Genomic DNA, 23,548 nt, shown 5'->3' with positions numbered 1-23,548 from the left:
GAGAGGTTGCCGATGAAGATCCTCAAGCGGGGCGCCATCCCGGCCGTGGTCGCACTGGCGGCCTTCGCCGGGCCGACGCCCGCCGCGTCCCCGTCGGTCTCGCCGCCCGCTCGCCACAGCACATTCGAGGGCACCGGCAGCTTCACGGGCGACTCCATCGTCGGACCATCCACCTGCACCCTGTCGCATGTGACCGCGAAGGCACATCGCACGAGGCATGGAGCGAAAGTACGGGTCCGGGGGTTCGACGCCTCTTGTGCCGGCGTTATCACGTCAGCGAGATACGCCCCGCCGATCCACTTCCAGATCAAGAGGGGCGCGGTGACCGGCACGATCTCGATCGTGATCACCAACGCCCTCGGCGGGGAGTGCCGCTACCGGGGGCCGGTGACCGGGGCGATCGCCAACGGCGCCGACACGCTGTCGGCGGCGGGCACCGTGACCTTGAGAAAGACCCTGAAGGCCCCGTGCGCACCGGATTCGAAAGCGACCCTGAAGCTCACCTTCCCGGGCGCCGGCTTCAGTTGGTGATCCAACCGGCTCGGGCCCGGCGGCCACGACAGCGGACACGACAAGGGCGGCGCTCCCAGGAGCGTCGCCCCTGCCGTCACGCCTGGTCAGTCGACCGCCTCGGCGGCGAGCGCGTTGTTGAGCGTCTCGGTCACCAGCCGGGCCGCGGCCTCGACGCCGCCGAGGCCGGGAAAGAAGGTGTCCAGGGTGCCGTCGCGCCAGAGCATCACGGCACCGTGAACAGCCGACCAGCACGTCAGCGCCAGCGCGGTCGCCGAGTGGTTCTTGCCCCAGCCCGTCGCACGAGCGTCGTTGATCTCGTCGAGGAGGATCCCGAACGCGCTCGCGCGCGCCTCGGTGAGATCCGGATCGTCGGCATTGAGCAACTCGGGCCGGTACATCACCACGAACAGTGCGGGGTGCTGCTTGGCGAAGGCCATGTAGCCGATGCCGAGCGTGGCGACGCGCTCGGCGGGCGTCGCGTCGTCGGGAATTCGCCGGCGCGCCGTGCGCATCCGCCTCGCCAGTGTGCGGAAGCCCTTCGCCGCCAGTGCCGTGAACAACCCGCGGCGGTCGCCGAAGTGATGTCCGGGAGCCTGGTGCGAGACGCCGACTCGCCGGGCGATCGCACGCATGCCGACGGGACCGATGCCGTGCTCGTCGATCGCCTGCTCGGCGGCGCGCAGGAGCGCCGCGCGCAGATCCGTCCGGGACGTGGTCGATGAGGCCGGCATGGCGCCTGATTGTCTCGCCGCCGACCGCCGGCGGCAACCACCCTCGTCGGGCTCGGCCGCCAGAACCGGCGCACGACGCGTCGCGTCGGCGCATCGCCCGTTCGCTCGACGACCCCATGATCGAAGAAGACCGGATCCGCGACCACCCGCGTAGGGGCGACGTGCGGCCGGAGTCCCGGTTGGGTGTGTCCGAGCGCTAGTCAGGGCCTTGCTCTTGGGGCTTGGTTGGCTTTGGGGTCTGGGGATCCGGTATTCTTGGCAGTCGGCGCGTGTGAGCGCGCCGTTTGACTTGCCATCGAGGCCCCGGCGGGCATCACTCGGTGAGCATCTCTCGCTGTGGCGAGAATCAAAGCAGAGAGCGCCGAGACTTCGGCGTGCCGCTCTTGGCGCCGGCCGGGGGTAGGCCCTCATCCGGGGGCTGGTAGACCACGCGCGAGGCCGGGTCGGACCGGAAGCGCGCGCAGACGAAGGGTTTCGCGGTGTACGCGATTGTCCGCGCAGGCGGCAGGCAGGAAAAGGTGGCCGTCGACGACGTGCTCACCGTCGACAAGCTGACCGGTGACGTCGGTTCCACGGTCAAGCTCCAGGCTTTGCTCTACGTCGACGGCGACAACGTCGTGACCAAGCCCGCCGACCTGGCCAAGGTCGAGGTGACCGCCGAGATCCTCGGCGCGGTCAAGGGCCCGAAGATCAACATCATGCACTACCGGAACAAGACCGGGTACAAGCGGCGGATGGGTCACCGTCAGCCGTACACCGAGGTCAAGATCACCGGTATCAAGGCTGCGAAGTAAAGGAGGCGTAGGAGATGGCACACAAGAAGGGTGCATCGTCCAGCCGTAACGGTCGCGACTCCAATGCCCAGCGCCTTGGTGTCAAGCGGTTCGGCGGCCAGGCCGTCAACGCCGGCGAGATCATCGTTCGCCAGCGGGGCACGCACTTCCACCCCGGTCTCAACGTGGGCCGCGGTGGCGACGACACGCTGTTCGCGCTGGTCGCGGGCAAGGTCGAGTTCGGCCGCTACCGTGGCCGCAACGCGGTGAGCATCGTCCCGCCGGCGGAGTAATCCGCCTGAGAGAGACGTTTGCAGAGGGGCGGACCGGTCTGGTCCGCCCCTTTGTTTTTTGGTTGAGGCTATTTGGAGGAAACCGTGGCAGCAGGAGCACAGGGCGCCCAGTTCGTGGACCGGGTGGTGCTGCATGTCGCCGCGGGCAACGGGGGCAATGGCTGCGCGTCGGTCCACCGGGAGAAGTTCAAGCCGCTGGGCGGGCCAGACGGGGCCAACGGGGGACGCGGCGGCGATGTGACACTGGTCGTGGATTCCAATGCCGCGAGCCTGCTGGAGTATCACCGGCGTCCGCACCGCAAGGCGGCGAACGGCAGGCCCGGGCAGGGCGGTCACCGGACGGGGGCCAACGGCGACGACGTCGTCCTGCCGGTGCCCGACGGGACCGTGGTGAAGGGCCCCGACGGGGAGATCCTGGCCGACCTGGTCGGCGAGGGCACCCGATTCGTGATCGCCAAGGGCGGCGCGGGCGGGCTGGGCAATGCGGCGCTGGCTTCGGCCAAGCGCAAGGCCCCCGGGTTCGCGCTGCTGGGCGAGCCCGGTGACGAGACCGATGTCGTGCTGGAGCTCAAGAGCGTCGCGGACGTGGCGCTGGTGGGCTTTCCGAGCGCGGGCAAGTCGTCGCTCATCGCGGCCCTGTCGGCGGCCAAGCCCAAGATCGCCGACTATCCGTTCACGACCTTGATCCCTAACTTGGGTGTGGTCAGCGCGGGTGAGACGACCTTCACGGTCGCCGATGTGCCTGGGCTGATCGAGGGTGCCAGCGAGGGCAAGGGCCTCGGGCTGGAGTTCCTGCGGCACATCGAGCGATCGTCCACGCTCGCCCACGTCCTCGACTGCGCGACGCTGGAGCCGGGCCGTGACCCGATCAGCGACTTCGAGGTCATCGAGCAGGAGCTCCAGGCCTACGACCAGGTGCTGGGCGACCGGCCGCTGTCGGATCGGCCGCGCATCGTGGTCCTCAACAAGATCGACGTGCCGGACGCGCGGGAGCTCGCCGAGATGGTGCGGCCCGAGTTCGAGAAGCGCGGCCTGCGGGTCTTCGAGGTCTCGGCCGCCGCCCACGAGGGCCTGCGCGAGCTCTCGTTCGCCATGGCCGAGATGGTTCAGGACTACCGGGCCTCGCTGCCCACGCCCGAGCCGACGCGGCTGGTCATCCGGCCCAAGGAACTCGGCGGCGCGGACTTCGAGATCAAGAGCACCGGCGACAACACCTACCTGATCACCGGCGCGAAGCCGGTCCGCTGGCTGCGGCAGACCGACTTCACCAACGAGGAGGCCGTGGGTTACCTCGCCGACCGGCTGGCCAGGCTCGGTGTCGAGGCGGCGCTCGCGGAGGCGGGCGCGGAGCCGGGCGCCACCGTCCTCATCGGCACCCATGAAGAGTCGATCGTCTTCGACTGGGAGCCCGAGATCGCCGCGGGCGACGCCGCGCCCGGTCCGCGCGGCACCGACCGGCGGCTGGACGGGCTCCGCTAGACGGCCAAGCCGCAGGCAGACCGGTGAGCACCGGGTCCCGGTGCCGCCTCACCCCCCGAGGGAGAGCATGAACGCGCGAAAGTCGATCGCCACCGCCCGGCGCATCGTGGTGAAGGCGGGTTCCTCGTCGCTCACCACCGCGCAGGGCACGATCGACGCCGACCGCATCGACGCGCTGGTGGACGTGCTGGCCGCGCGCCGCGCCGCCGGCACCGAGATCGTCTTCGTCTCGTCCGGCGCGATCGCCGCCGGGCTCGGCCCGCTCGGGCTGACCCGGCGGCCGCCCGACCTGGCGACGCAGCAGGCGGCGGCGAGCGTCGGGCAGGGCCTGCTGGTGGCGCGCTACACGTCGTCGTTCGCGCGGTACGGGGTGGGCGTCGCGCAGGTGCTGCTCACCGCCGACGACATGATCCGCCGCGTTCACCACCGCAACGCGCAGCGCTGCATGGCACAGTTGCTCAACCTGGGCGTCCTGCCGATCGTGAACGAGAACGACGCGGTCGCGACCGACGAGATCCGGTTCGGCGACAACGACCGGCTGGCCGCCCTCGTCGCGCACCTCACCCGGGCCGACGCGCTGATCCTGCTGTCGGACGTCGACGCGCTCTACACCGGCGACCCGCGGCAGCCGGGCGCGCGCCGCATCGAGGAGGTCCGCACGCCCGCCGACCTGGGCGGCATCAAGCTGGGCGGCTCCGGCCGTGTCGGCACCGGCGGCATGGTCACCAAGGTCGAGGCGGCTCGCATCGCGGGCATTCCGGTCGTGCTGACGAACGCCGCGTCCGCCTCCGCCGCGATCGCCGGCGAACCGGTGGGCACCTACTTCCACCCGGACGCGCGGCGCCGGTCGACCCGGCACCTGTGGCTGGCCCACGCCACCACCGGCCAGGGACGCATCGTGCTCGACCCGGGCGCGGTGGAGGCCGTCGTGCAGCGCCGCAAGTCCCTCCTTCCCGCCGGCGTCACCGGTGTGGAGGGCGACTTCGCCGCCGGCGACCCCGTCGACCTCTGCGGGACGGACGGCCGCGTGGTCGCGCGCGGCCTGGTGAACTACGACGCGGGGGAGATCCCGGACCTGATGGGCCGCTCCACCCGCTGGCTGGCCCGCGAGCTGGGCCCCGAGTACGAGCGCGAGATCATCCACCGCGATGACCTCGTGGTCCTGACGACCGACGAAGAGGCACGTGCCTGACGGCCTGGATGGGAGCCGGTGATGAGTGAGTCGGAAGCTCGAGCGGTGAACGACGACGGCGAGCGCGAGGAGCGCGAGGCCTTCCTGCGCGTGGCCGGCAAGGCCAAGGAGGCCGCGGCCGGGCTGGCGCCGCTGCCGCGTGCCACCAAGGACGCCGCCCTGCACGCGATCGCCGACGCGCTGATCGCCCGCGCGGACGAGATCGTCAAGGCGAACGAGGGTGACGTCGCGCGGGCCCGCGAGGCCGGCACGTCCGAGTACATGATCGACCGGCTGAGCCTGTCGGTGGACCGGATCGGCGCGATCGCCGCGGCCGTCCGCCAGGTCGCGGCGCTGCCCGACCCGGTCGGCGAGACCGTGCGGGGCAACGTCCTGCCCAACGGCCTCGAACTCCGGCAGATCCGGGTGCCCCTCGGCGTCGTCGGCATCATCTACGAGGGCCGCCCCAACGTGACGGTCGACGCCGCCGCGCTGTGCCTCAAGAGCGGCAACGTGGCGATGCTGCGCGGTTCGTCGTCCGCGTTCGACTCCAACACCGCCCTCGTCGGCATCATGCAGGACACGCTCCGGTCCACCGGCGTCCCCGCCGACGCGATCCAGCTCGTGCCGGGCACCAGCCGCGAGTCGGTCAAGCACCTCATGCGCGCCCGCGGCCTGGTGGACGTGCTCATCCCGCGCGGCGGCGCCTCGCTGATCAACTCGGTGGTCGAGGAGTCGACCGTGCCGGTGATCGAGACCGGGGTCGGCAACTGCGCGGTGTACGTCGACGCCGCCGCCGACGTCGAGCTCGCGGTCGACATCCTCGTCAACTCCAAGACGCAGCGGCCCTCGGTCTGCAACGCCGCCGAGACGTTCCTCGTGCACGCCGGCATCGCCGAAGCCTTCGTCCCGCGCGCTCTGGAGGCCCTCCGCGCGAAGGGCGTCACCGTCCACGGCGACGACCGCGTCCGCTCGTACGGTGAGGACGTCGTGGCCGCCACCGAGGACGACTGGTACGCCGAATACCTCTCGCTCGACATCGCCGCCCGCGTGGTCGACAGTCTCGAAGACGCCGTCACGCACATCCGCACGTACGGCTCCGGGCACACCGAGGCGATCGTCACCACGTCCCAGCCGGCCGCCAAGCGCTTCGTTGCCCTGGTCGACTCGGCCGCGGTCATGGTGAACGCGTCGACGCGCTTCACCGACGGCGAGGAGTTCGGCTTCGGCGCAGAGATCGGCATCTCCACCCAGAAGCTGCACGCCCGTGGGCCGATGGGGCTTCCGGAGCTGACGTCCACCAAGTACGTGGTCGTCGGCGAAGGCCACCTGCGAGGCGTCTGACCAGGGCGGCGTCTGACGGCGACGACCTGGCGGTACTCATCATGTGACAAATTGTCTATTGATGTCACCTGACGGGTGTGGTCTGATCTCGGCTGTGACAGCTGAGATCAGCCGCCGCCGCGTTCTCAGGAACGCCGCCCTCGGCGCGGGGATCGCCTCCGCAGGATTGACCGCTTTCCCGGCCCGCCCTGCCACCGCGGCCGCCGCCCCCCGGCTGCGCGGCCCGATCGCGGGCACCACGCTCGAACGCACCCTCCTCCTCGGCCGTGCCGGTACCGGCGGCTACCGCAAGGTCGTCGCCGGACCCGGTGAGCCGCACCTGCTCCGCCGTGATCTCGGCGGGACGGCCGCTCCCGCGCGGGCGGCCACGCGCCGCGGCATCGTGGCGTTCGGGCACCTGACCGACGTTCACATCATCGACGCGCAGTCCCCGGCGCGGCTCGAGTTCCTCGACCGGTTCAAGGACGCGCTGAGCGTGCTTCCCGTCGAGGGCGCCTGGCGGCCGCAGGAGATCCTGACCACGCACGTCGCCGAGGCGATGGTCCGCGCGATCAACCGCGTCGGGCGGGGCCCGGCGACCGGGCTCGGCCTCGCGTTCACCATCAACACCGGCGACGCCGCCGACAACGTGCAGTACAACGAGCTGCGCTGGATCATCGACCTGCTCGACGGCGGCCGGATCCACCCCGACTCCGGCGATCTCCGGCGCTTCGAGGGCGTGCAGGACTGGATCGCCTACGACACCCGCTACTGGCACCCGGACGGGCCGCCGCCCGGCGCCAAGCCCGACCAGGCCCTGGCCCAGTACGGCTTCCCGCGCGTGAAGGGTCTGCTGGACGCGGCGCGCCGCCCGTTCCAGGCGACCGGGCTCAACTCGCCGTGGCTGGCGGTGTTCGGCAACCATGACGGGCTCATGCAGGGCAATCTGCCGCCCAGCCCGCTCCTGTCCGGGCTCGCCACCGGCGGCATCAAGATCGGCGCCCCGGCGAGCGACGCCCAGGCTGAGCAGCTCGCGCGGATGCTCCGTACCGGCGACGGCCGCGAGCTCGTGCGGCTCAGCACGCAGCGCGGCAGCGGCGGCGCCGGGCTCTTCCGCCAGGTCACGCCCGATCCCAAGCGCCGCATGGTGTCGCGCGCGGAGGTCGTCCGGGAACACTTCAAGACGAGCGCGTCGCTACGCGGACACGGCTTCACCCAGGCCAACCTGCGCGACGGCACGGCCTACTACGCGTTCGACAAGGGTCTGGTGCGCGGGCTGGTGCTCGACACGGTCAACCCGAACGGCTACGCGGAGGGCTCGCTCGACCGCAGCCAGTTCGCCTGGCTGGAGGCCCAGCTCCAGGCCGGCAGCAGCCGCTACTTCGACGCCAAGGGCAACGTCGTGCGGCGGCCGGCCGTCAAGGACCGCCTGTTCGTGCTCTTCAGCCACCACACGACGGGCTCGATGGCCAACCCGCTCGGCGGCGGCCGGGTGCTCGGCGACGAGGTGACGGCGCTGCTCCTGCGTTACCCCAACGTCGTGCTGTGGGTGAACGGGCACACGCACCGCAACGAGGTCATCCCGCACGCCCGCACGTCCGGCGGTGGCGGGTTCTGGGAGGTCAACACGGCGGCGCACGTCGACTTCCCGCAGCAGAGCCGCATCGTGGAGCTGGCCGACAACCGCGACGGCACGCTGTCGATCTTCGCGACGGTGCTCGACTCCGCGGGCCCCGAGTCGTTCGGCGGCAAGACCGGCGACCCGGTGCGCCTGGCGTCGCTGTCGCGCGAGCTGGCGGGGAACGACTGGCAGGACGAGCCGGAGGAGCGGCGCGGCGAACGCAAGGACCGCAACGTCGAACTCCTGCTGCCCGCCCCGTTCTGACCCGCCGCGCGGCGGGCGCATGACGAAGGGATCAAGCGTGGGGCTGCACGCTTGATCCCTCAGACCTGCCGGTGATCCTCAGCGGATCCCCGGACCTGCCGGCGGCTCAGTTGGAGCTGTCGGTGGGGCCGTTGTCGCGGCGGCCGCGGTTGGAGGAGACACGGTCGAAGAGGCCACCGGCCGCCGAGGCGGCGGCGTCGGCCACGTCGCGGACCTTGCCGATGAACGGGTCGGCCGTCTGCTCCCACGACTCGCGGTAGGACTTGGCGGCGTTGCGGATCTCGTCGGTGACCGAGGCGCTGCCGTCGTCGTCGCGGCGCGGGTAGTCGCCCGCCAGGATGCGCTCGTACTCGCCGCCGTGCGCCCACTTGTCGATCTCGGCGAACCGTATCACCGCGTACGGGTGCGTCTGCGGCAGCAGGTTGAGGAACTTCAGCAGCCCGTCGCGCACGTCGCCCGCCGCGTCGTACTCGCGCGCCTGCTCCAGGAACGCCTCGCTGCTCATCTCCTGCAGGCGCGTGCCACCGGCCAGCTTCATCATCGTGCGCTTGGCGGCGTCGAGGTCCTGCCCGGCGAGCAGCCCGGCCCGGTCGGACGACAGCTCGGCCTTCCGGAACCACTCCTTCAGCCCGATGATGATCGCCGCGATGCCCAGGTTGCCGAGCGGCAGCCAGGCCAGCCGGCTCCCGAGCGAGATCAGGATCTGCATCATCGTCTGGTAGACGGCGTGCCCCGACAGGATGTGGCCGACCTCGTGCGCGATGACGAACCGCAGTTCCTCGTCGTCGAGCAGGTCGATCAGGCCCGTGTTGATGACGATGAACGGGCGGTCGGAGCCGAGGGCCATCGCGTTCGGCTCCGGGCTCTGCCGTACGTACACCTCGGGGACCTCGGGCAGGTCGAGGATGTAGCAGGCGTCCCGGACCATGTCGTTCAGCTGGCGGAACTGGTTGTCGCCGACCCGCACGGTGCCGCCCAGGAACATCAGACGGAACGCCCGCTCGTTGAAGAGGCCGGACATCTTGCGGAGGACTGTGTCGAACCCCGTCAGCGACCGGAGCGCCACCAGCGCCGAGCGGTCCGCCGGGTGTTCGTAGGCCCGGGAGCTGATCCCCGGGAAGCGCGTGCGTGCTCGATCCGGTGTGTTCGTCGTCATGTCCGGCATGGTAAGTCCGACGAACCACCTGTCCCCAGGGTTCCCACGGTGGCCGCGCCGACCGGCTCCGGCCCGCGCGTTCGCCCGTGCGAGTCCCGTTCGGGCGGGGGCTTGCGCCGTAGCGTGACACACGCTCTACTTCGGGCAACCGGGGCGGGCCCCGGCGAAGCGGGGCGCGATGGGGCGCGCCGGGGCGCGAGGAGGGGCGATGTTCGATCCGAAGGCCGAGGCCATGTCGCTGGACGAGCGGGCGGCGTTGCAGCGCCACCGGCTCTGGGGTCTGGTCGACCGGCTGATCGCGGCGGGCGGGGTGCAGGGGAACCGCCTCAAGGACGCGGGAGTCACCGGCGGCGCGGACGTCCATCTCGCCGATCTGCACAGGCTGCCCTTCACGGTCAAGCAGGACCTCTGGGACAACTATCCCTTCGGCATGCTCGCCGTCCCGCAGGAGCAGGTCGTGGCCGTCCACGGATCCAGCGGCACGCGGGGCAGGCCCACGCTCGTCGCTTACACCCGGGCAGATCTCGACCTGTGGGCGGCGATGTGCGCCCGGTCGCTCTCGTGCGCGGGCGCGAGCGCCGACAGCATCGTCCACAATGCCTACGGGTACGGGCTCTTCACGGGCGGGATCGGCATCCACCAGGGCGCGGTGGCCCTCGGCGCGACCGTGGTGCCCATGTCGGGCGGGATGACCGAACGGCAGGTGCGGATGCTCGCCGACCTGCGTCCCGACATCCTGACCTGCACTCCCGCGTACGCCCTTCGGCTGGGCGAGGCGGCGGCCGAGGCGGGGGCGGACATCTCCTCCCTCAAGGCCGGGATCTTCGGGGCCGAGCCGTGGTCGGAGGAGCTGCGCGTCCACATCGAGAAGGCGCTCCCGATCAAGGCGATCGACATCTACGGCCTCTCGGAGATCATCGGGCCGGGCGTGGCGACCGAGTGCCTGGAGCAGAACGGGCTGCACGTCAACGAGGACCACTTCATCGTCGAGACGATCGATCCCGCGACCGGCGCTCCCACGGCCGAAGGAGATCCGGGCGAGCTGGTCTTCACGACCCCGACCAAGCAGGCCCTGCCGCTGCTGCGCTACCGGACCGGCGACATCGCGTCCCTGACGCGCGGCGAGTGCCCCTGCGGCCGGACCCTCGTCCGGATGAGCAAGATCCGTGGCCGGGCCGACGACATGCTCGTGATCAGGGGGGTCAACGTCTATCCCAGCGAGGTCGAGCGGGTGCTCCTCGGCTCCGGCCTCGTCGCGCCGCACTACCAGCTCGTCGTCGACCGGCGGCGGGAGGCGGCCGTACGGCTGATCGTCGCCTGCGAGGCCCTCGGCGCCGGCGACCCCGAGGCCCGGCTGGTCGTCGCCCTCCGGGCCGACCTGGGCCTGCACGCCGACGTGAAGGTCCTGCCCGCCGGCACCGTCCCGAGGGTGGAGATCGGCAAGGCCGTGCGCGTCGTCACGTGGGAACAAGGAGAACCCCCGCTCCCCGGCCTCACCTGACGGCCGGCTGTCCTGGCTGGGCGGCGTCGGTGGCTTCGTGAAGCTGCGCGGCGCCGCTGAGGTGGTGACCTCGGACACAACGGGCGGGGCACCCCGCGGCGGGGCACGGAGTGCTGGTTATTCTCGTCGGCATGACGCAAAAGCGGCGGTTGGGGATCATGGGCGGCACGTTCGACCCGATCCACCACGGCCACCTTGTGGCCGCCAGCGAGGTCGCCCACGTCTTCTCGCTGGACGAGGTCGTCTTCGTCCCCACCGGGATCTCCTCCCACAAGGGGGACCAGAAGATCGCGGCCGCCGAGGACCGCTACCTGATGGCGGTGATCGCCACCGCGTCCAACCCCCGGTTCTCCGTCAGCCGCATCGACATCGACCGGGGCGGCCGCACCTACACCGTCGACACCCTGCGCGACATGCGGGCCCTGCACGGGCCCGGCACCGAGCTCTTCTTCATCACCGGCGCCGACGCGCTCGCGAAGATGCTGACCTGGCACGACACCGACGAGCTCTTCGAGCTGTCGCACTTCGTCGGGGTCACCCGGCCCGGCCACCGGCTCGCCGACCCCGGGCTGCCGAACGGCCGGGTCAGCCTCATGGAGGTGCCCGCGCTGTCGATCTCGTCCACCGAGTGCCGCGACCGCGTCGGCGCCGGCGAGCCCATCTGGTACCTGGTCCCGGACGGCATCGTGCAGTACATCAACAAACGCGGTCTCTACCACGACAGCGCCGCCTGAACGGCGCCCAAAACGATTACCAGGCTTTACCTTCCGCCCATACCCTGGATATTGGCGCAGTTACGGCCGAACCCGGACCGCAACGCTCAAGTGCCGACAAAGCAGGGCCCCCTCCGGGAGCCGTGAGAAGGTAGAACCGGGACCGTCCCCGACAGGGAGGATCGCGAACACATCGTGACCGCATCCGACAGGGCCGCACAGCTGGTCCGGATCGCCGCCGAGGCGGCGGGCGACAAGCTGGCCGACGACATTCTTGCCTACGACGTGAGCGAGCAGCTCGTCATCACCGACGCGTTCGTGCTCTGCTCGGCGTCCAACGACCGCCAGGTCCGCGCGATCGTCGACGAGATCGAGAAGCGCCTCCGCGAGGAGGCCGACGCCAAGCCCATCCGCCGCGAGGGCGAGCGCGAGGGCCGCTGGATCCTCCTCGACTACGCCGACGTCATCGTGCACGTCCAGCACGAGGAGGACCGCCTCTTCTACGCCCTCGAACGGCTGTGGAAGGACTGCCCCCTCCTCGAGCTTCCGGAGAGCGTCAACGCCCACTCCGAGCAGCGCGTCCGCAAGGTCGGGAGCGCGAGTGAGTGACGTGCCCCGGCGCGAACCCGGCAAGCGCAGGCTGGTCCTCTGGCGGCACGGCCAGACCGCCTGGAACGTCGAACGCCGGTTCCAGGGCAAGACCGACATCCCGCTGGACGAGACCGGCGTCGAGCAGGCCCATCGCGCGGCCCGCCTCCTCGCCGCCCTCCGCCCCACCGCGATCCTGGCCTCGCCGCTCCAGCGCGCCGCCGACACCGGTCAGGCCCTCGCCGACGTGACCGGCCTGCCGGTCACCTTCGACAAGGACCTCATCGAACGCGACGGCGGCCAATGGGAAGGCCTCACCGCCCGCGAGATCCGGGAGCGCTTCCCCGAGGAGCACGCCCGCTGGCAGCCGCCCGGCGGCGAGACCAGCGCCCAGGTCGCCGAACGCGTCGGCACGGCCCTCGACCGCGCCCTCGACGAGCTTCCGCCCACCGGCCTCCTCGTCGTCGCCTCCCACGGCGCCGCGCTCCGCCTCGGCATGTCGCACCTCCTCGGCTTCCCCGAAGAGATCTGGGAACGCCTCGGCGGCCTCTCCAACTGCTGCTGGTCCGTCCTCGCCGAAATGCGCGACGGAGGCTGGCGGCTCGTCGAACACAACGCGGGCACCCTGCCGGAGCCCGTCATGTCCGACGACCGCCCCGACAGCGGCACCTAATCGCCCAGAGTCGCCTGCGGGGGCCAGGGAATCGATTCGAGTCCCACCCCCGCCTTCCTATACACTGGCGAAGCGCTGCGGGATGCACGTCCACGCAGCTGCGGGGCTATGGCGCAGTTGGTAGCGCGCCTCCATGGCATGGAGGAGGTCTGGGGTTCGAATCCCCATAGCTCCACGAGTCGGGCCATCGTGGTCGGCGCAGCTGCGCCTTCCCGGTGGCCCGCAGTGTTTACCCGGGGGCGACCCCCGGACCCCCGAGGTGCTCGCGCGCCAGCGCGCACTGCGCCGTTCGGGCGGGGCTTGGAGTACCACCTCAGCACCTCTATTCGGAGTTGGGAGAGGTGTGCCTGCGGAAGGCGCAGGCCGTTACTCTCTCGCCATGTTCATCTGGGGGGCGACCCCAGACCCCCGATGTGGGCTTCGCCCCTTGCCCCTGACGGTTCAGTCCGTGGGTCCCTCTTGACGGGGTTGCCCCTGAGGGCGCTGGTTCTTGCTCCCTCTTTGGGGGGATCGGGGCCCTTTGGGGCTTTTGATACTGCTCTTGTGGGTGGGGGTTTGGTTCTTTAAAGATCAAATGGCCTGGTCATCGGTGGGTGGATGGTTTCATGGCGGTATGGGCAGACATCGCAGGGGGGCGCGGCGGGAGGTCACGGTGGCGGACCTCATCGATGAGCTGAGCCGATACGAGCCTCACCTGGAGGTTCGGCTGGCCATCCAGCCCCGGATGCCGCAGGAGCACACGGTCGGGACGGTCGCGGAGGCCGACGGGATGGTGTGGATCGGCGAGGGCGGCCAGCAGGGATACGCGCCGGACGAGGTGGGCGAACAGCTCGGCTGGCGATAGCGCGCGTACCGACCAGGGGTCGGTGTGCACTAAGCTTTTCCTGGTCGGCCGGAAGGCCGTGCGGGGCTATGGCGCAGTTGGTAGCGCGCCTCCATGGCATGGAGGAGGTCTGGGGTTCGAATCCCCATAGCTCCACAGGTGAGAGCCGCTCTTCGGAGCGGCTCTCGTGCTTTCTAGGCGTACGGCGAGGTGAGGGCCTCCAGGCTGTGGCCGTTGGGGCTGTCGAAGTAGACGCCGCGGCCGCCGTAGTTGCGGTTGATCTCGCCTTGTTTGTTGTGGTCCGGGTCGGCCCAGTACGTGATGCCGGCCGCTTGGACGCGGGCGAAGATCTGGTCGAACTCCTCGTCGGTGACCAGGAAGGCGTAGTGCTGGCCCTGGATCTCGGTCGAGTCCATGAAGTCGAACGTGACGCCGTTGTCGGCTTCGACCGGGACGAACGGGCCCCAGGGGGCGCCGACCTTCAGGCCCAGGATCCGCGCGAAGAACTCGGCCTCGGCGTGCTTGTCGCGGGCGTGGACGATCGTGTGGTTGAGGTCGATGGACATGGCTGCCTCCTCAACGCCAAGTCCACTACGGCCGCGACGGCGACGCCAGGGTGATTTCTCCGAGCCGCCCGGGGAGCGGGTCCGCCCGGGCGGCTCGCAAGACGTCCTCTATTGGTGGCGGGTGGCGTTGTCCGAGTAGCGGAGGATGGCGCCGATCCTGGGTTGGTGGAGGAGGGCCAGGTCCCCGTCCGTGGCGGCGACCGCTCTGATGAGGGCGGTGTCGGCGCGTTCCTCGACCGGGTCGGAGACGCCCATGCGGTGCAGTTCGCCCAGCTCGGCGGAGATCTCGGTGGGATTCGGGCCGACCCAGACGCGGGCCGGCGAGTCGTCGGGGAGGAGCAGGGTCTCGATCTGGCCGCGTCTCGCGGCCTCCACGGTGGCGCTCAGGCCCTTGACCGCGCGCTCACCGTGGGCGAACTCCCGTTCATAGCGTTCGGCGATGGCCATGAGGCGTTCGGTCTCTTTCAGCTCCAGGAGCTCGTCGACGTCCTTGGCCTCGACCGTGCGCTCCAGGAGCGGGTCCGAGATCTCCTCCATCAGCGTGCTGCGGGCTTGTGGTTCGCCGGAGAGGAGGATCAGCTCGGCCCCGCATTGCTTGGCGGACACATCCACTTCCCGGCCGACCTTCTTGGCGTTGGCCTTCCAGGTGTTCTCGGCGGCGCGCTGGAACCGGGACTGGTTCCAGTCGCCGGCCTTGACCTTGCGGATCGGGTAGTCCTCGTCACCCTCGACGTGGGTGGTGGTGCGGGTTCCGTCGGGTGCGACGCAGGTGATCTCGCCGCCCCGGCGGTCCACGCTGACCAGGAGGTACGAGAAGCGTTCGCCGCGTTCGGCCAGGAGCGGGAGGACGTGCGGCAGGGGCGAGACGCGGGCCAGTTCGGCGGCGGGCGGGTCGGGCAGGCGGGTGATGTGCGCGATCTCGCCGCCGGCGGCGAAGACGATCAGGCCCTCGGACCGTTTTTCGGCCAGTTCCCGCCGGATGGTCTCGTCGATCGCGCGCAGCGTCCCCTCGGGAGCCCCCTCGGTATGCAGCGCCTCACGGAGCGCCCGCCACCGCAGCTCGGGCGCCTTGGGCGCTTCCTCGGTCGTCCGGGTCAGGTCGGCGTACACCGATGCGAACGGTCCCGGTCGGTTGTAGAGCGATTTGAGGAAGGACAAATCCATAAATCTGGCCCTACCCGCCCCGATTGCCTCAAACCTCCCTTTGTAGCCGTGCGTATGCGAGCTGCAGCCAGTCGGAACCCGCGACCGCCGTCATGGTCGTTCCCACCAGGCGGGTGGCGTCGGGCGCGAAGACCATGCCGGCCGTGTAGGCCGTGGCGACCCACTGCGACAGGCAGAACGGGCAGGTCATGAGCTCGCCGACGGCGTGCCGCGCGCCGTGGCCGCGTACCTCCTCGCGCAGTTCGGCGGGCCCGGACGTCCCCTCGAACCTGGTGAACGGGGCGCGCAGCGGGCTCGTCACCGGGTCCTTGGCGATCAGCCGCGCGAGCTTGTGCGTCGTGATCGTCATCAGCGCCAGATCGCTGAGCGTGACGCGGGGCGTCCGGCCGCGCGCGAGGAACGCCAGCCCGGCGGCGCTGAGGCCGTAGACGGCGAGCGTGCCCAGGTACGAGCCGAGCGGACGGTCCGCGCCGCCGGTGTACTCGTCCTTCTGCTTGCGCGCCGTGTCGACGACGGAGGTCATGGATCAGTCCCTGGATCGACGATCGGACAGAACTCGTTGCCCGCGGGAGCTCGGGGCGTTCGTACCGCGCCGGTACCCGAGGGCTCCGGCCCAGGAATCGGCCAGGCCGTCGGGGTCGGCGCGGTCCAGCACGGAGACCGGCTCCACGGCTCAGTGGTCGCGCAGGGCCTTGACCAGCTGGGACTTGTTCATCGACGAACGTCCGCTGATGCCGATCTCACGGGCCTTCTTGAGCAGGTCCTCCTTGGACCAGTCGTCGTACGAGGGGCTCTTGCCGCCCTTGCGCCCGACCTTGCTGCTGCCCTGGCCGGCCTGGGCGTTGGAGATGCGAGCGGCCTTTTCCTTGCTCTCGCCCTTGTCACGGAGCTTCTGGTATTTCTTCTCGTCCTTGATCTGTCCCTTGGGCATTGTCGTCTACCTCCTTCCCCATGCCACCTACCCGCTCTAGGGAACTCACACATTGAAGGGGGAGGGGAGGTGCGGGGTGGCCAGCGTGCCGCCGCGTTCGCGGATCCTGGCCAGCAGGGCGGTACGGGTGGCGAGCGCGGCCGCGGGGTCGTCGTCGTACAGGTAGCTGATCGACGGGTCGGCGAGCTGGATCGGATGGTGCAGGATGTCGCCGGTGACCAGCAGCTCGTCGTCGCCGACCAGGATCGACTGATGTCCGGGCGTGTGGCCGGGGGTTCGGATCAGCCGGACGCCGGGGGCCAGCGGGACGTCGCCGCTGATCGTGTCGACCAGATCGGCCGCGCGGAGGGGTTCGAGGATCGCGGCGAGGATGGGCTCACGCGTGCGTTCCAGCCAGGCGACCTCGTCGTCTTGGAGGACGTGGCGGGCGTTGGGGAAGACGGGCTCGCCGTCGACGACGGCGCCGCTCGCGTGGTCGCTGTGCAGGTGGGTGATCACGACGCTGTCGATCTCGGCGGGCGCGACGCCGGCCGTGCCGAGAGCGTTCACCAGATCGCCGGGGACCGGAGCCCAGGTCGCGGCGGGGGAGCCGAGCGGGCCGAGCCCGGTGTCCACGAGGATGTTCGGCCCGCCCGGAACGCGCAGCAGATAGCAGTAGAAGTGCAGGACCCACTCGTCCTCGGGACCGAAGGCCAGTGGCTCGCCGGCCCTGACGCGGTCCCATCGCTCGGCTGAGCCGCCCGGGAACAGCTCGCCGGGCGGGCGCCGGAGCGTCCCGCCCATGGGCCCGATCGCGTCGAGTAGCGGGATGATCTCGATGCCGGCGACGAGGCGCGGTGTGAGGTTCCTGGCGTCCATGGCCTGATGATCTCAGCCGGCGCCCGGGTCGGGGACAATGACCGGGTGCGCATAGGCATCCTGGGCCCGCTGGAGGTGCGGGCCGAGACCGGCCGGGCCGTCGAGGTCAGCGGCCGCCGGCTGCGCGCGCTGCTGATCCGGCTGGCGATCGAGGCGGGCCGGGCGGTGTCCGCCGAACGGCTGCTGGACGACCTCTGGGAGGGCGCGCCGCCCGCCGGGGGCGCGGGCGCGCTCCAGGCGCTGGTCTCGCGGCTGCGCGGGGCGGCGGGCCGTGACCTGGTGGAATTCGGTCCCGCCGGTTACCGGCTGGCGGTCGAGCCCACAGAGATCGACGCCGTCGCGTTCGAGCGGGCGCTGGCCGCGGCGCGCCGGGAACGCGATCCTGGACGGCGGGCGGAGCGGCTGTGCGACGCGCTCGACCTGTGGCGCGGCCCCGCGCTCGCCGACGTCGCCGACGCTCCGTTCGCGGCGGCGGAGGTGGGCCGGCTGGACGAGCTGCGCCTGTCGGCGATCGAGGAAAGGGCCGACGCGGAACTGCTGCTCGGCCGCCCGGCCGCGCCGCTGGTCCCGGAGATCGAGGCGCTGGCGGAGGCGCATCCGCTGCGCGAACGGCTGCGCGCCCTGCTCATGCGCGCGCTGTACGCGGCGGGACGGCAGGCCGACGCGCTGGAGGTGTACGAGAAGACCCGGCAGGGACTCGCGGACCGCCTCGGCGTGGATCCTTCACCCGAGCTGGCCGCCGTGCACCTCTCCATCCTGCGAGGCGAAGCCGCGCCGCAAGCACCGCGCGTGCCGGAAACGCCCCAAGTGTCCCGCGTGCCTGACGTGCCCGGCGCGTCCGCTTCAACGCGGGCGTGGGCGCAGACGGAGCCGGCGGGCGAGGCCGGGGCGGAGCCGGCGGCGGGGGCGGCGGCCGCGATGCGCCGGGAGCCTCGGCTGACCAACCTGCCCGCCCAGCTCACCAGCTTCGTCGGGCGGGAGGAGGAGTCCGAACGCGTCGGCAAGCTGCTGCGGGACGGCCGGCTGGTGACGCTGACGGGGCCGGGCGGCGCGGGCAAGACGCGGCTGGCGAGCGAGGCGGCGGCGCCGCTCGTCGCCGAGTCGCCGGACGGTGTCTGGTTCGTGCCCCTGGCCTCGCTCAGCGACGGCGGCGACCTCGCACTGGCCGTGCTGACCGCGCTGGGCGTGCCCGACGTGGTCCGGCCGACCGAGAGCCGGACGGCGGTACGGCCCGACGACCGGCTGGCGGACTTCCTCGCCGGCAAGCGGATGATCCTCGTCCTGGACAACTGCGAGCACCTGATCGACGCCGTGGCCGCGCTGGTCGACCGCACGCTCGGCGACGCTCCGGGCGTCCGGGTACTGGCGACGAGCCGCGAACCCCTCGGCATCACCGGCGAGGCGCTGTGCCCCGTTCCGTCCCTCCCTTTGCCGCCCGTCGACGCCGGCGCGGTCGAGGCCATGGGGCACGCGTCGGTGCGGCTGTTCGCCGACCGCGCCGCCGCCGCCCGCCCCGGCTTCGCGGTGGACGACGCGTCGGCGCCGCACGTCGTGGCGATCTGCCGCGAGCTCGACGGCATCCCGCTCGCCATCGAGCTGGCGGCGGCCAGGCTCCGCTCGCTGACCCCGACGCAGATCGCCGACCGGCTCGGCGACCGGTTCCGGCTGCTCACCGGCGGCAGCCGCACGGCGCTGCCGCGGCACCGCACGCTCCGCGCCGTCGTCGACTGGAGCTGGGACCTGCTCGACGACGCCGAACGGACCGTCCTGCGCCGGCTGTCGGTGTTCGCCGGGGGAGCGACGCCGGACGGCGTCGCGCGGGTGTGCGCGCCGGAGCGCCTCGCCGACGACGTCATCGACGTGGTCGCCGCGCTGATCGACAAGTCGCTCGTGATCGCGGACGGGACCGCCGAGGTGCGCTACCGGCTGCTGGAGACCGTGCGCGTGTACGCGGCCGAACGCCTGGAGGAGGCGGGGGAGGGCGACCGGATCCGCTCCGCGCACGCCGCGTACTTCCTCGAACTCGCCGAACGTGCCGAGCCGGAGCTGCGCCGCGCCGAGCAGCTGGTCTGGATGGACCGGCTGACCGCCGAACGCGACAACTGCAACGCCGCGTTCCGCCACGTCATCGACTCCCGTGACGTGACCACGGCGCTGCGCCTGGTCGCCTCGCTGGTCTGGTTCTGGGTCATGCGCGACATGGAGATGGAGGCGGGCGGCTGGGCGGTCGCGGTCACCGACATCGTCGGCGACACCGCGCCGCCCGGCCTGGAGGAGCAGTACGCCATGACGGTGGCCTCGGCGTCGCTCATCAACGAGATGGCGTCCGACCCTGGCCCGACGCCCGAGCGCCTGCGTCACGTCCTGGACGTCGTGCTGGCCGTCGTGCCCGGGGAGCCCCGGCACCCGGCCCTGATCCTGGCGCGCGGCGCGGGGTCGGTCTTCGTCGGTGATCGTGTGGGCGCCCAGCACGCGATGCGCGACGTCCGCGACCACCCGGATCCGTGGATCCGTGCGATCGCCCGCGTGGTTCTCGGCTACCTCGCGGCGGACGACGGCGACATCGACCGGGCGGCGGCCGACATCGGCGCGGGCCTGGCCGGCTTCCGCGAGATCGGCGACCGGTGGGGAATGATCACCGCGCTGAGCGGGGCGATGCAGGTGGCACTCGCGCGCGGTGACGCCGAGGAGGCGGTACGGCTCGGCGAGGAGGCGTACGGTTACGCCGCCGAAGGGGTCAGCCCGGAACAGGGCGGCACCGTGCTCATCCACGTGGCACGAGCGCGCGCCGAGACCGGCGATGTCGCCCGCGCACGTGCGGATCTCCAACGTGCCATCGCCGACATGGAGCGGATCGGCGAATACGCGGACGCTGCCAATGGCTATCTCAGTTTGAGCGACCTGGCCCGCCGTGACGGCGATCTGGCGGCTGCCCGCCCGCCCCTGGAACGGGCCCGCGAACTGGTCGAGCCACGCTCCGCACGAGCCGACGTCCGCACAGTGTGCGCCCGTACGTTCAGTCACCTGGGTTGCCTGGCCGAGCAGGAAGGCGATCTGGAAGCGGCAGCGCGCTTGCACAGCCGCGCTTCCCGCGACATCGCCGGAAGCGTGCTCGTCGGCAACCCGACGCTCGCCGAACTGGTCGAAGGTGTGGCCGCCTTGGAGGCGGCCCGAGGCCACCACGAACGTGCCGCCGAACTGCTGGGGGCCGCCCACGGGCTCCGCGGCTACCGGGACCGCTGGAGCATCGAGGCCGGCCGGGTCACGGTGGCCGCCACGAACGCGCTTGGCCAGGACGCCTTCGCGGGGGCGTACGACCGAGGCCGTGCCATCCCCCGCGAAGAAGTCCTCGCCCTGATGACCCAAGTGCGCCGTGCCTGAGTACGCTGCGCGCCCAGGTGTGCTGCGCCCAGGTGTGGCGCCCTAGGTGCGCCGCGAGTACAGCCGCAGAGCCAGCGGGAACGTCACGACGACGATCCCGGCCGCCCAGCCGAGGGTGTACCAAGCGTGATCGCCGATGGGTCCGCCGATCATCAGCGAGCGCATCGACTCCGCCAGATGCGTCACCGGATTGACCTTGACCCAGGCCTGCAGCCAGCCCGGCATCGTCCCGATGTTCGGCATCAGGACGCTGCTGCCGAACGTCAGCGGCATCACCAGGATGAACCCGATGCCCTGCACGCTGCCCGGCGTCGGCGCCAGTAGCCCGACCAGCACGAAGATCCAGCAGACGGCCAGGTAGAACACGTACGCCAGCGCCAGCGCCGCCACGACCGACAACGGGTCGCTGCCGAACCGGAACCCGAGGATCATGCCGAAGCCGACCAGCACCGTCATCGTCACGCAGAACCGGACCGTCTCGCCCAGCACTGAACCGATCAACGGTGCCGAACGGGCGATCGGCAGACTCCGGAAACGGTCGAAGACGCCCTTGTGCATGTCCTCGTTCAATGCGGTGCCCAAGCCCATCGAGGCCATGAACGTCATCTGCGCGATGAGACCCGGCAGGAGCGTCTGCAGGTACGAATGCGTATCACCCGCCACCGCCCCGCCGAAGACGTACAGGAACAACAACAGGAACACCACCGGCATCAGCGTGGTGTCGAGCAGCTTCTCCGGAGAGTGCTTCAACTGTGCGACGTTGCGCCAGGCCAGCGTCAGCCCGTGCCGCAACGTCCGCCTCGGACTGATCCGCCGAGGCGGCATGGCGATGGTCGTCATACCGGGCTCCCTTCGAGCTCGCCGGCCTCCGTCGGGGCCGTGTCGGTCGTGTGGCCGGTCAAGGTGAGGAAGACCTCGTCCAGACTCGGCATGCGCAGCGCGAGCTCGGCGGCCACGAGCTGCGCCTCGTCCAGCCGCCGCACCAGCGCCGACACGACGGCCGGATCGCTCGTCGGCGCCGTCACCAGACCGGTCCCCTCATGCACGTCGGGCCGTTCTCCGGTGAGTTCCGCGATGATCTCGGCGAGCTGGGCGGTCCGGAAGGTCTCCGCCGCCCGCACCGCCAGCGTCTGCAGGCCGATCCGCGACTTGAGCCCGGACGGCGTGCCCTCCGCCACCACCCGGCCGTGGTCGAACACCGCGATCCGGTCGGCGAGCGCGTCCGCCTCCTCCAGGTACTGGGTGGTCAGCAGCACCGTGGCGCCGTCGGCCACCAGATCGCGGACCGTCTCCCACACCTCGTTGCGGGCCCGCGGGTCCAGCCCGGTCGTCGGCTCGTCGAGGTAGATGACCGCCGGCCGGTTGATCAGGCTCGCCGCCAGATCGAGCCGGCGCCGCATACCGCCCGAGTACGTCTTGACCGCGCGCCCGCCCGCGTCGGTGAGCCGGAACGTCTCCAGCAGCTCGCGCGCCCGGGCCCGCGCCGCACCGCGGCTCAGATCCAGCAACCGCCCGATCATGATGAGGTTCTCGGTCCCGGTCAGCTCCTCGTCCAACGACGCGTACTGCCCGGTCAGCCCGATCATCGCGCGGACCCGCACGGGGTCCTTCAGGACGTCGTAACCGCACACCTCGGCGTGCCCGGCATCGGGCCTGAGCAGCGTGGCCAGGACCCGGACGGCGGTGGTCTTGCCCGCCCCGTTGGGCCCCAGCACTCCAAGGACCGTCCCTTGCCGCACCGCGAGGTCGACGCCGTCGAGCGCCTGTGTGTCGCCGAACCTCTTCCGCAACCCTTCGGCCTGGATCACATCGTTCATATCCCGCCTCCCACTGGATCTCCGTTCGTTCGCGACTCACGTTCGACCGCCCCGCTGACGCCGCACCGACGCGCCACTTACACGCGCTGACATTCCGCTGGGGTGCTTGGCTGTCGGGTACGGCGGTGGTCGCTCCAGGGCGACCGACCGCGTGGTCATGGGCTCAGCCGGGAGAAAGGGGATGAAGCCGGGATGGAATATGTGGTGAGGGACACGGGTTGGAAGGAGAGCGAGCGCGATGCGGACGCGATGAGCCCGAGTGCGACGATTCGGTCTGCTGATCGCACCTGGACTGCTGACCAGCGAGTTTGCTGATCATTGGTGCGGGGCAGATCTCCTGATTTGACGAGTGCCTCGGGATTACCTAGTGTTCTCAGTGCCCCGAGGGGATGCAGAACGCCGAGAGGCGGTCGGCCCCGGCGGGGAAGCCACTCAGAGAAAACGGTTCGAAGCTTGCTCCGAGTCGATGTACTCTGAAGTGGTCAGCCCAGACGGGATGCAGGACGCCGCAAGGTGGCCGGCCCGAGGGACTCCCTTCAAGATCGATGACGGGTGGTTCTTGCCGCCCGTGATGATGCACGGCGGGGTGGGCTGCGTTCCGATCAGACCGATTCAAGCGGACCGGTTGACAGGAGCGAAGATTCCGGTAAGTTAGAAGGGTTGCCCCGGAGCTGGGCGCCGCAGATGCGGTGGTTCGGCGCGGTGGGTGTCCGTTTCTTGAGAACTCAACAGCGTGTTAAAAGCCAGTGCCTTTATCGGTCAGGCAGATTGATGTCTGGCCGCCCCGTGGCTGTGGATCTTTGGGTTCATGGTCGGGGATTTCTTTGAGGCAAAGCAATCTTTGGATTGCGTTGCTGGGATTCACTCTGAGGTTTGGCTCGCTCGGCTCTTTAGGGGTTGGGTGGGTCGTTGGACCTTGATGGAGAGTTTGATCCTGGCTCAGGACGAACGCTGGCGGCGTGCTTAACACATGCAAGTCGAGCGGAAAGGCCCCTTCGGGGGTACTCGAGCGGCGAACGGGTGAGTAACACGTGAGCAACCTGCCCCTGACTCTGGGATAAGCCTGGGAAACTGGGTCTAATACCGGATACGACCATTCAAGGCATCTTGTGGTGGTGGAAAGTTTTTCGGTTGGGGATGGGCTCGCGGCCTATCAGCTTGTTGGTGGGGTGATGGCCTACCAAGGCGACGACGGGTAACCGGCCTGAG

At 70.6% G+C, this 23,548-nt stretch carries 22 protein-coding genes, 2 tRNA genes and 1 rRNA gene; 16 read left to right on the top strand and 9 right to left on the bottom strand.

Annotation, left to right across the window (positions count from 1 at the left end):
• The first annotated feature begins 12 nt into the window (after positions 1–12).
• Positions 13–531 carry a hypothetical protein gene (locus ACGFNU_RS29720; protein ID WP_392598872.1) on the top strand — a complete coding sequence of 173 codons (519 nt, stop codon included), beginning with the start codon at positions 13–15 and terminating at the stop codon, positions 529–531.
• 86 nt (positions 532–617) lie between these two features.
• Here ACGFNU_RS29720 and ACGFNU_RS29715 read toward each other — a convergent pair whose 3' ends face one another.
• Entirely contained in the window at positions 618–1,244 is a 627-nt protein-coding gene (locus tag ACGFNU_RS29715) for a TetR/AcrR family transcriptional regulator (RefSeq protein ID WP_392598871.1), read from the bottom strand.
• Between the two features lie 479 nt (positions 1,245–1,723).
• On the opposite strand from ACGFNU_RS29715, the gene rplU reads away from it, so the two are divergent.
• From rplU to ACGFNU_RS29685, 6 genes are all read left to right on the top strand, one after another.
• On the top strand, positions 1,724–2,038 hold the full coding sequence (gene rplU, locus ACGFNU_RS29710; protein WP_392598869.1) for a 50S ribosomal protein L21: 315 nt from the start codon (positions 1,724–1,726) through the stop codon (positions 2,036–2,038).
• A gap of 14 nt (positions 2,039–2,052) precedes the next feature.
• A complete protein-coding gene (gene rpmA / locus ACGFNU_RS29705; protein WP_208253116.1) occupies positions 2,053–2,310 on the top strand; it encodes a 50S ribosomal protein L27 in 258 nt (85 codons plus the stop codon).
• Positions 2,311–2,394: 84 nt separating this feature from the next.
• Positions 2,395–3,789: a GTPase ObgE gene (gene obgE, locus ACGFNU_RS29700; RefSeq protein ID WP_392598866.1), complete on the top strand. Its 1,395-nt coding sequence runs from the start codon at positions 2,395–2,397 to the stop codon at positions 3,787–3,789.
• 67 nt (positions 3,790–3,856) lie between these two features.
• Complete coding sequence (gene proB, locus ACGFNU_RS29695) at positions 3,857–4,981, top strand: glutamate 5-kinase (protein ID WP_392598864.1); 1,125 nt, start codon at positions 3,857–3,859, stop codon at positions 4,979–4,981.
• Between the two features lie 21 nt (positions 4,982–5,002).
• Entirely contained in the window at positions 5,003–6,304 is a 1,302-nt protein-coding gene (locus tag ACGFNU_RS29690; RefSeq protein WP_392598862.1) for a glutamate-5-semialdehyde dehydrogenase, read from the top strand.
• A 94-nt stretch (positions 6,305–6,398) separates the two neighbouring features.
• On the top strand, positions 6,399–8,168 hold the full coding sequence (locus ACGFNU_RS29685; RefSeq protein ID WP_392598860.1) for a TIGR03767 family metallophosphoesterase: 1,770 nt from the start codon (positions 6,399–6,401) through the stop codon (positions 8,166–8,168).
• 106 nt (positions 8,169–8,274) lie between these two features.
• Here the strand turns inward: ACGFNU_RS29685 and ACGFNU_RS29680 are convergent, their stop codons facing one another.
• Entirely contained in the window at positions 8,275–9,324 is a 1,050-nt protein-coding gene (locus ACGFNU_RS29680) for a M48 family metallopeptidase (protein ID WP_392598859.1), read from the bottom strand.
• Between the two features lie 208 nt (positions 9,325–9,532).
• Between ACGFNU_RS29680 and ACGFNU_RS29675 the strand changes: the two genes are divergently transcribed.
• The 7 genes from ACGFNU_RS29675 (at position 9,533) to ACGFNU_RS29645 (ending at position 13,778) form a co-directional block, all read left to right on the top strand.
• Entirely contained in the window at positions 9,533–10,825 is a 1,293-nt protein-coding gene (locus tag ACGFNU_RS29675; protein ID WP_392598857.1) for a phenylacetate--CoA ligase family protein, read from the top strand.
• 131 nt (positions 10,826–10,956) lie between these two features.
• A complete protein-coding gene (gene nadD, locus ACGFNU_RS29670; RefSeq protein ID WP_392598855.1) occupies positions 10,957–11,559 on the top strand; it encodes a nicotinate-nucleotide adenylyltransferase in 603 nt (200 codons plus the stop codon).
• A 174-nt stretch (positions 11,560–11,733) separates the two neighbouring features.
• The gene (gene rsfS / locus ACGFNU_RS29665) at positions 11,734–12,147 is read left to right on the top strand and encodes a ribosome silencing factor (RefSeq protein WP_392598853.1); all 414 of its coding nucleotides are present in this window, start codon (positions 11,734–11,736) and stop codon (positions 12,145–12,147) included.
• Positions 12,140–12,799, top strand: coding sequence for a histidine phosphatase family protein (locus ACGFNU_RS29660; protein ID WP_392598851.1), 660 nt, complete (start codon positions 12,140–12,142; stop codon positions 12,797–12,799). The genes rsfS and ACGFNU_RS29660 overlap by 8 nt, the downstream gene beginning before the upstream one ends.
• A 102-nt stretch (positions 12,800–12,901) precedes the next feature.
• Positions 12,902–12,974: transfer RNA gene (locus tag ACGFNU_RS29655), tRNA-Ala, on the top strand.
• 477 nt (positions 12,975–13,451) lie between these two features.
• On the top strand, positions 13,452–13,643 hold the full coding sequence (locus tag ACGFNU_RS29650; protein ID WP_392598849.1) for a hypothetical protein: 192 nt from the start codon (positions 13,452–13,454) through the stop codon (positions 13,641–13,643).
• 62 nt (positions 13,644–13,705) lie between these two features.
• Positions 13,706–13,778, top strand: a tRNA-Ala gene (locus ACGFNU_RS29645).
• Between the two features lie 38 nt (positions 13,779–13,816).
• Here ACGFNU_RS29645 and ACGFNU_RS29640 read toward each other — a convergent pair.
• The 5 genes from ACGFNU_RS29640 to ACGFNU_RS29620 all read right to left on the bottom strand — a co-directional run bounded on the left by ACGFNU_RS29640 (position 13,817) and on the right by ACGFNU_RS29620 (position 17,141).
• Positions 13,817–14,188 carry a VOC family protein gene (locus ACGFNU_RS29640; RefSeq protein WP_392598847.1) on the bottom strand — a complete coding sequence of 124 codons (372 nt, stop codon included), beginning with the start codon at positions 14,186–14,188 and terminating at the stop codon, positions 13,817–13,819.
• Between the two features lie 108 nt (positions 14,189–14,296).
• Positions 14,297–15,346: a Vms1/Ankzf1 family peptidyl-tRNA hydrolase gene (locus ACGFNU_RS29635; RefSeq protein WP_392598845.1), complete on the bottom strand. Its 1,050-nt coding sequence runs from the start codon at positions 15,344–15,346 to the stop codon at positions 14,297–14,299.
• Between the two features lie 34 nt (positions 15,347–15,380).
• Entirely contained in the window at positions 15,381–15,875 is a 495-nt protein-coding gene (locus tag ACGFNU_RS29630) for a DUF1360 domain-containing protein (RefSeq protein ID WP_392598843.1), read from the bottom strand.
• Positions 15,876–16,025: 150 nt separating this feature from the next.
• Positions 16,026–16,283, bottom strand: a complete 258-nt coding sequence (locus ACGFNU_RS29625; protein WP_392598841.1) for a Rho termination factor — start codon at positions 16,281–16,283, stop codon at positions 16,026–16,028.
• Positions 16,284–16,328: 45 nt separating this feature from the next.
• Entirely contained in the window at positions 16,329–17,141 is an 813-nt protein-coding gene (locus tag ACGFNU_RS29620; RefSeq protein WP_392598839.1) for an MBL fold metallo-hydrolase, read from the bottom strand.
• Positions 17,142–17,186: 45 nt separating this feature from the next.
• On the opposite strand from ACGFNU_RS29620, the gene ACGFNU_RS29615 reads away from it, so the two are divergent.
• On the top strand, positions 17,187–20,522 hold the full coding sequence (locus tag ACGFNU_RS29615) for a BTAD domain-containing putative transcriptional regulator (RefSeq protein WP_392598837.1): 3,336 nt from the start codon (positions 17,187–17,189) through the stop codon (positions 20,520–20,522).
• Positions 20,523–20,564: 42 nt separating this feature from the next.
• Here the strand turns inward: ACGFNU_RS29615 and ACGFNU_RS29610 are convergent, their stop codons facing one another.
• Together ACGFNU_RS29610 and ACGFNU_RS29605 are read right to left on the bottom strand one after the other, a co-directional pair.
• Entirely contained in the window at positions 20,565–21,362 is a 798-nt protein-coding gene (locus tag ACGFNU_RS29610; RefSeq protein WP_392598835.1) for an ABC transporter permease, read from the bottom strand.
• Positions 21,359–22,339, bottom strand: coding sequence for an ATP-binding cassette domain-containing protein (locus ACGFNU_RS29605; protein WP_392598833.1), 981 nt, complete (start codon positions 22,337–22,339; stop codon positions 21,359–21,361). The genes ACGFNU_RS29610 and ACGFNU_RS29605 overlap by 4 nt, the downstream gene beginning before the upstream one ends.
• Before the next feature lie 916 nt (positions 22,340–23,255).
• Between ACGFNU_RS29605 and ACGFNU_RS29600 the strand changes: the two genes are divergently transcribed.
• Positions 23,256–23,548 (top strand): 16S ribosomal RNA (locus tag ACGFNU_RS29600); the annotation flags it as partial.

It is taken from the genome of Spirillospora sp. NPDC048911 (assembly GCF_043198015.1).
Lineage (GTDB): Bacteria > Actinomycetota > Actinomycetes > Streptosporangiales > Streptosporangiaceae > Spirillospora.
This window is presented reverse-complemented; position numbering and strand designations above follow the sequence as displayed.

Bases quoted from the DNA above. Each gene is read 5' to 3' on its own strand.
- ACGFNU_RS29625 (WP_392598841.1), bottom strand. From the start codon at position 16,283: ATGCCCAAGGGACAGATCAAGGACGAGAAGAAATACCAGAAGCTCCGT.
- ACGFNU_RS29620 (WP_392598839.1), bottom strand. From the start codon at position 17,141: ATGGACGCCAGGAACCTCACACCGCGCCTCGTCGCCGGCATCGAGATC.
- ACGFNU_RS29605 (WP_392598833.1), bottom strand. From the start codon at position 22,339: ATGAACGATGTGATCCAGGCCGAAGGGTTGCGGAAGAGGTTCGGCGAC.
- ACGFNU_RS29640 (WP_392598847.1), bottom strand. From the start codon at position 14,188: ATGTCCATCGACCTCAACCACACGATCGTCCACGCCCGCGACAAGCAC.
- ACGFNU_RS29630 (WP_392598843.1), bottom strand. From the start codon at position 15,875: ATGACCTCCGTCGTCGACACGGCGCGCAAGCAGAAGGACGAGTACACC.
- ACGFNU_RS29610 (WP_392598835.1), bottom strand. From the start codon at position 21,362: ATGACGACCATCGCCATGCCGCCTCGGCGGATCAGTCCGAGGCGGACG.
- ACGFNU_RS29675 (WP_392598857.1), top strand. From the start codon at position 9,533: ATGTTCGATCCGAAGGCCGAGGCCATGTCGCTGGACGAGCGGGCGGCG.
- ACGFNU_RS29690 (WP_392598862.1), top strand. From the start codon at position 5,003: ATGAGTGAGTCGGAAGCTCGAGCGGTGAACGACGACGGCGAGCGCGAG.
- ACGFNU_RS29720 (WP_392598872.1), top strand. From the start codon at position 13: ATGAAGATCCTCAAGCGGGGCGCCATCCCGGCCGTGGTCGCACTGGCG.
- nadD (WP_392598855.1), top strand. From the start codon at position 10,957: ATGACGCAAAAGCGGCGGTTGGGGATCATGGGCGGCACGTTCGACCCG.
- ACGFNU_RS29680 (WP_392598859.1), bottom strand. From the start codon at position 9,324: ATGACGACGAACACACCGGATCGAGCACGCACGCGCTTCCCGGGGATC.
- ACGFNU_RS29715 (WP_392598871.1), bottom strand. From the start codon at position 1,244: ATGCCGGCCTCATCGACCACGTCCCGGACGGATCTGCGCGCGGCGCTC.
- proB (WP_392598864.1), top strand. From the start codon at position 3,857: ATGAACGCGCGAAAGTCGATCGCCACCGCCCGGCGCATCGTGGTGAAG.
- rpmA (WP_208253116.1), top strand. From the start codon at position 2,053: ATGGCACACAAGAAGGGTGCATCGTCCAGCCGTAACGGTCGCGACTCC.